The organism is Streptomyces sp. OfavH-34-F, assembly GCF_022347745.1.
Lineage (GTDB): Bacteria > Actinomycetota > Actinomycetes > Streptomycetales > Streptomycetaceae > Streptomyces.
In genome coordinates this window covers 1-6,492 of the sequence record NZ_JAKRGC010000342.1, presented here as the reverse complement: position 1 = coordinate 6,492, position 6,492 = coordinate 1, and the positions used below count along the sequence as shown (strand labels likewise).

Annotated in this window: 5 protein-coding genes and 1 pseudogene; 4 read left to right on the top strand and 2 right to left on the bottom strand. The window is 71.7% G+C overall.

Annotated elements, in window-relative coordinates; translation table 11 throughout:
* The 3 genes from MHW47_RS30380 to MHW47_RS30370 form a co-directional block, all read left to right on the top strand.
* On the top strand, positions 1 to 1,188 hold a 1,188-nt coding region (locus MHW47_RS30380; RefSeq protein ID WP_239227075.1), incomplete at its 5' end, for a lysylphosphatidylglycerol synthase domain-containing protein.
* A gap of 70 nt (positions 1,189 to 1,258) precedes the next feature.
* A complete protein-coding gene (locus MHW47_RS30375; protein WP_239227074.1) occupies positions 1,259 to 2,860 on the top strand; it encodes an alpha/beta hydrolase in 1,602 nt (533 codons plus the stop codon).
* A 25-nt stretch (positions 2,861 to 2,885) separates the two neighbouring features.
* A complete protein-coding gene (locus tag MHW47_RS30370; RefSeq protein ID WP_275449825.1) occupies positions 2,886 to 4,493 on the top strand; it encodes an alpha/beta hydrolase in 1,608 nt (535 codons plus the stop codon).
* Between the two features lie 58 nt (positions 4,494 to 4,551).
* On the opposite strand, the gene moeZ is transcribed toward MHW47_RS30370, so the two are convergent.
* Positions 4,552 to 5,730: an adenylyltransferase/sulfurtransferase MoeZ gene (gene moeZ, locus MHW47_RS30365; RefSeq protein WP_239227072.1), complete on the bottom strand. Its 1,179-nt coding sequence runs from the start codon at positions 5,728 to 5,730 to the stop codon at positions 4,552 to 4,554.
* Positions 5,731 to 5,815: 85 nt separating this feature from the next.
* A pseudogene (locus tag MHW47_RS30360) lies at positions 5,816 to 6,418 on the bottom strand (spherulation-specific family 4 protein); the annotation flags it as partial.
* Here MHW47_RS30360 and MHW47_RS30355 point away from each other — a divergent pair.
* On the top strand, positions 6,401 to 6,492 hold a 92-nt coding region (locus MHW47_RS30355), incomplete at its 3' end, for a family 1 glycosylhydrolase (protein WP_374230174.1). The pseudogene MHW47_RS30360 and the gene MHW47_RS30355 overlap by 18 nt on opposite strands.

Here is a 6,492-nt window from a genome sequence, read left to right as displayed (position 1 = left end):
CAGCGCGAGCGCGACGCCGTCCTGGAGGCGTCCGACGCGGCCAAGCGGGCCCGCGCGGAGGGCGGCGCGCAGCCGGCCGGGGAGGCCGGCCGCAAGGCGGCCCGCAAGTCGCTGCGCACCGAGAAGCAGGCCGAGAAGCGGGCCATGGACGACGCCCTCGAAGAGGCGCGCGAGGAGGACCTGCTCTCCCAGATCCGCCGCGAGGTCCTGCTGATCCGGCCGCAGGCGCCGGTCGAGCCGGTCCGCCTGGAACGCATCAAGCCGCGCACCCTGTTCAGCTTCATCGCCGGTGCCATCGCCGCGTACTTCCTCATCTCGCAGGTCACCGAGGCCGACTTCGGGGCGGTCGTGGAGCAGGCAGAGTGGGGCTGGGTGGCCGCCGCGCTCGGCTTCTCGGCGCTGAGCTATGTGGCCGCCGCGATGAGCCTGCTGGGCTTCGTGCCCGAGCGGGTGTCGTTCGGCAGGACGGTCCTCGCGCAGGTCGCCGGGTCGTTCGTGAAGATCGTGGCCCCGGCCGCGGTCGGCGGGGTGGCGCTGAACACGCGGTTCCTCCAGCGCTCCGGGGTGCGTCCCGGTCTTGCGGTGGCCAGTGTGGGCGCCTCGCAGCTGTTCGGCCTGGGCTGCCACATCCTGCTGCTCGGCGCCTTCGGCTATCTGACCGGCACCGAGAAGACCCCGTCCTCGCTGACCCCGTCCAGGACCGTGATCGCCGGCCTGCTGACGGTCGCCGTGCTGGTCCTGGTGGTCACCGCGATCCCGTTCCTGCGCAAGTTCGTGGTGACCCGCATCCGGTCGCTGTTCGCCGGGGTCGTCCCCCGCATGCTCGACGTCGTCCAGCGGCCGCAGAAGCTGCTCACCGGCATCGGCGGGATGCTCCTGCTGACCGGCCTCTTCGTGATGTGCCTGGACGCCTCGATCCGCGCGTTCAGCGGCCCGGACACCCCGCACCTCAGCTACGCGAGCATCGCGGTGGTCTTCCTCGCGGGCAACGCTCTCGGCTCGGCCGCCCCGACGCCCGGCGGCATGGGCGCCGTCGAGGGCGCGCTGACGCTCGGTCTCATCGCGGTGGGGCTGCCGAAGGAGGTCGCCGCTCCCGCCGTGCTGCTGTTCCGGCTGATGACGCTGTGGCTGCCGGTCCTTCCCGGCTGGCTGTGCTTCAACCACCTCACCCGCAAGGGCGAACTCTGAAGGGTGCACCGGCCACCCACTCGGACCGGCACCCCGTGCAGCCGCCCCGGCACGCCCGCAGCATGGAGCGATGCGGACCTCCCCTGCCCTGCGCGCCGCGGCCCTCGCCGCCGTGACCGTCCTGCTCCCCCTCGCCGGCTGCTCGGACGGCGGTGACGGCGAAGCCGCCGACCGCTCGACGACGACCCGGCCCCGCGCGGTGAACGCCGCGACCGGCACACCGTCCGATCCGGCCGACCAGAAACTGACGTGGAAGAAGTGCCCGGCCCCTTCCCAGGCGCAGGGGGGCGGCAAACCGCCCTCGCCGCTGCCCGGCGGGGCGAAGTGGGAGTGCGCCTCCATGAAGGTCCCCCTCGACTACGCGAAGCCCTCCGGCGACACCGTCGAACTGGCGCTCATCCGGGCCAGGGCCGTCAGCGCCGAGAAGCGGATCGGCTCGCTGATCTTCAACTTCGGCGGCCCCGGCGGCTCCGGGGTCGCCACCCTGCCCGCGTTCGGCGCCGAGTACGACAAGCTCCGCACCCGCTACGACCTGGTCAGTTTCGACCCGCGGGGCGTGGGGAACAGCGACGGCGTCGAGTGCGAGAGCGACAAGCAGCTCGACGCCCGCTACCAGGAGGACGGCACCCCGGACGACGCGGCGGAGGAGAAGGCGTTCGTCCAGGACACCAAGAACTTCGCCGCCGCCTGCGAGAAGCGGTCCGGCACCCGGCTCCCGTACGTCGGCACCACCGACGCCGCCCGCGACCTGGACCTGATGCGGCAGGTCCTCGGCGACCGGAAGCTGTACTACTTCGGCATCTCGTACGGCACCGAGCTGGGCGGCGTCTACGCGCACCTGTTCCCGGAGAACGTCGGCCGGGCGGTCCTGGACGCGGTCGTCGACCCCACCGAGGACGCCGAGCAGTCCTCGCTCAGCCAGGCCAAGGGCTTCCAGCTCGCCCTGGACAACTTCGCCGAGGACTGCGCGGACCGGGGCGACGCCTGCAAGCTGCCCGGCTCCGACGCGCGGGAGATCGAGCAGGGCGTCTCCGCGCTGCTGGACCGGCTGGAGAAGAAGCCGATCCAGGGCATCGGCGCCCGCAAGCTGACCGAGACCCAGGCCACCACCGGCATCGCGGCGGCCCTCTACTCCAAGGAGACCTGGCCCCTGCTCGAACAAGGGCTGGACGAGGCCGACGGCGGGAACGGCTCACTGCTCCTGGCGCTCGCCGACTCCCTCAACGGCCGTTCCCAGGACGGCCGCTACGACAACTCCGCCGCCGCCTACACCGCGATCAGCTGCGCCGACTCGCGCGACCGGTTCTCCCTGGAGCAGACGAAGGCGAAGCTGCCCGCCTTCCGGGAGGCTTCGCCCGTCTTCGGCGATTACCTGGGCTGGGGCCTGATGGCCTGCACCGACTGGCCCGCCAAGGGCACCTGGCAGACCCCCGACGTGAGCGCCCCCGGCTCCGCCCCCGTCCTCGTCATCGGCAACACCGGCGACCCGGCCACCCCGTACGCCGGCGCGAAGGCGATGGCCCAGGAGCTGGGCGAGGGCGTCGGCGTGGAGCTGACGTACAAGGGCGAGGGGCACGGCGCGTACAACAGCGGCGACGCCTGTGTGCAGAAGGCAGTCGGCGGCTACCTGCTCGACGGCAAGGTCCCGGCGGACGGCACCGTCTGCGGCTGAGGCGCCCTCTCGCACGCCGCCTACGATGGGCGAACTGCCGTACGGGCAGCGCTCGACGGGGAGGACGTACGACGTGGTCGCACACGCACGGGCCGGGGCACTCGCCACCGCCGCACTGCTGCTGACGGGGGTGCTCGCGGGCTGCGACGACGGCTCGGGCGACAAGCAGGGGCGGCAGGTGGACCGCGATCCGGCCGCGTCCGCCGCGAACCCCTCCCCCGGGGCGGACGGGCTGCCCGCCGCGCTCACCTCGCAGCGCCCGGACTGGAAGCGCTGCGAGGCCCCGGAGGGCGGCGAGGACCCCGGGCCGGACTGGCGCTGCGCCACGGTGAAGGTCCCGCTGGACTACGGGAAGCCCGGGGGCGACACCATCGGCATCGCGCTGATCCGCAAGGAGGCCACGGACCGGGACAAGCGGCTGGGCTCGATGCTGTTCAACTTCGGCGGGCCCGGCGGCTCGGGCGTCTCCGTGCTCCCGCGCGCCGCCGCCTCGTACACCACCCTGAACACCCGGTACGACCTGGTCGGCTTCGACCCGCGCGGGGTGGCCGGGAGCGCCGGGGTGCGCTGCCGGGACGACGAGGAGCAGGACAGGGCGTACCAGGACGTCGACATGACCCCGGACACGGCGGCCGAGGAGGCGGCGTTCATGAAGGACGGCGCCGGCTTCGGGGCCGGCTGCGCCCGCATGTCGGGCCGGGTCCTGCCGTACGTCGGCACGGTGAACGCCGCCCGCGACATGGACCTGATCCGCCAGGTCCTCGGCGACGAGAAGCTGACGTACTTCGGGATGTCGTACGGCACCGAACTCGGCGGCACCTACGCGCACCTCTTCCCCCGGCGGGTGGGGCGTACGGTCTTCGACGCGGTCGTCGACCCGACTGCGGACACCACCGGCCACGCGCGCAACCAGACGACCGGCTTCCAGCGCGCCCTGGACAACTACTTCGCGGACCGGGGCGAGGACCCGAAGGCCGCCACCCGGCGCGTCGCCGCCCTGCTGAAGCGGATCGACGCGAAGCCGCTGCCGACCGGGACCGACCGCGAGCTGAACGAGTCGCTGGCGATCACCGGCATCGTGCTCCCCCTCTACTCCCAGGAGAGCTGGCCCACGCTCACCCGGGCCCTGGCGGCCGCCGAGCAGGGCGACGGCGCCCCGCTGCTCCGGCTCGCCGACGCGTACAACGGGCGGGACGGGAGCGGCCACTACGACACCCAGACCCACTCGCAGCGGGCCATCTCCTGCGCGGACGGCCGGGCCAGGCCGACGGTCGCCGAGGCGAAGGCGCTGCTGCCCGAGTTCGAGAAGCTGTCCCCGGTGTTCGGGCCGTTCCTGGCCTGGGACACGGCCGGCTGGTGCTCCGGCTGGCCGGTGCAGGGCGCGCACGACGATCCGGAGGCGAGCGCTCCGGGCGCCGGTCCGATCCTGGTCGTCGGCACGACGGGCGACCCGGCGACGCCGTACGAGGGCGCGCGCCGGATGGCGGACGAACTGGGCGAGGGGGTCGGGGTGCTGCTCACCAACAAGGGCGAGGGGCACGGCGCGTACGGCGGCAGCAGCTGTGTGACGGCCGCCGTGAACTCGTACTTCCTGGACGGGAAGGTCCCGGCGGACGGCACGACCTGCTCGTAGCGGCCCCGGGCATGCCGGAGGGGCCGGCCCGCGTGCGGACCGGCCCCTCGGGGTCGTTCTAGTAGATCGGCTTCTCGGGCTCGATCTGGTTGACCCAGCCGACGACGCCGCCGCCCAGGTGCACCGCGTCGGCGAAGCCCGCCGACTTCAGGACCGCCAGGACTTCCGCACTGCGGACACCTGTCTTGCAGTTCAAGACGATGCGCTTGTCCTGCGGGAGGTCCTGGAGGGCGTTGCCCATCAGGAACTCGTTCTTCGGGATCAGCCGGGAGCCGGGGATCGAGACGATCTCGTACTCGTTCGGCTCGCGGACGTCGATGATCTCGATCTTCTCGTCGGCGTCGATCCACTCCTTGAGCTGCTTCGGAGTGATCGTGGAACCGGCCGCCGCCTCCTGGGCCTCGTCGGACACGACGCCGCAGAAGGCCTCGTAGTCGATGAGCTCGGTGACGGTGGGGTTCTCGCCGCAGACCGCGCAGTTGGGGTCCTTGCGGATCTTGACCTGGCGGTACTGCATCTCCAGGGCGTCGTAGATCATCAGCCGGCCGACCAGCGGGTCACCGATGCCGGCGAGCAGCTTGATGGCCTCGTTGACCTGGATCGAGCCGATGGAGGCGCAGAGCACGCCGAGGACGCCGCCCTCGGCGCAGGACGGAACCATGCCCGGCGGGGGCGGCTCCGGGTAGAGGCAGCGGTAGCAGGGACCGTGCTCCGACCAGAACACGGACGCCTGGCCGTCGAAGCGGTAGATCGAACCCCAGATGTAGGGCTTGTTCAGCAGCACCGCGGCGTCGTTGACGAGATAGCGGGTGGCGAAGTTGTCCGTGCCGTCCACGATCAGGTCGTACTGGGAGAAGATGTCCATCACGTTGTCGGCTTCGAGCCGCTCCTCGTGAAGGACCACCTCGACCAGGGGGTTGATGCCCTGGACCGTCTCCTTGGCCGACAGGGCCTTCGACTTGCCGATGTCACCCTGGCTGTGGATGACCTGGCGCTGCAGGTTCGACTCGTCGACCTCGTCGAACTCGACGATGCCGAGCGTGCCGACACCGGCGGCGGCCATGTACATCAGCGCCGGCGAACCGAGACCGCCGGCGCCGACACAGAGCACCTTCGAATTCTTCAGCCGCTTCTGCCCGTCCATCCCGACGTCCGGGATGATCAGGTGGCGGGAGTACCTGCGGACCTCGTCGACGGTGAGCTCAGCAGCTGGCTCGACCAGGGGTGGCAGCGACACAGGAACCTCAACAATGCAGGTGGTCGGATTCTACGTACTTCGACTACGTACGGTTGTTCTTCCCGTAACACTGCCACGCCCCGTCTCATTCCGAGATACCAAGTCCGATCCGCGAGACGATTTCGTCCCAGTACCTGGGCAGTGTCGCGAAAGGATCGCTTTGTCCGTGGCGGTTCCCGGGGCCCGGAGCGCCGCCGCGATCCGTGAAGAAGATCGTGGCCGCGCCCTGCCAGCGGGCGACGCGCATCGCCTCCTCCAGATGCGTACGCGGCACGCCGTGCACGAAGTGGGCGAACCGGGTGGGCGGGTAGGCGGCGGTCCACTCCGCCACCTGCGACCAGCGGTAGTCGCTCCACGCCCCCCGGAACGTGACGAGCTGGTCGCCCGTCTCGGCGTAGCCGGGGAACGGGTGGGTGTCGTGGCCCAGCACGAGGTGCCCGCCGTCCGCCCCCAGCAGCGCCCGCAGGGTGCCGGTGAGGCGCCGGACACCGGGCAGCTCGCCCCGGTCGGACGGGCAGTGGTCCAGGTAGAACCCGTCCACCTGATACCAGTCCAGGAAGGACCGGGCGTCGGCGAGCAGTTCCGCGAAGGGCCGCACGCCGTGCGCGAGGTCGAGCCGCCCCAGCAGCCTGCCGCCCGCCGCCCGGACGGTGTCCTGCGGCTCCGCGCCGTGCAGCGCGCGGGCGCCGACGGGGCGGACGTGCGCGGCCACTTCCTCTGGTCGCTGATGGACAACTTCGAGTGGGCGGACGGCTATTCGCA

Coding starts and splice junctions, on each gene's coding strand:
- MHW47_RS30375 (WP_239227074.1), top strand. CDS start 1,259: ATGCGGACCTCCCCTGCCCTGCGCGCCGCGGCCCTCGCCGCCGTGACC.
- MHW47_RS30370 (WP_275449825.1), top strand. CDS start 2,886: ATGGGCGAACTGCCGTACGGGCAGCGCTCGACGGGGAGGACGTACGAC.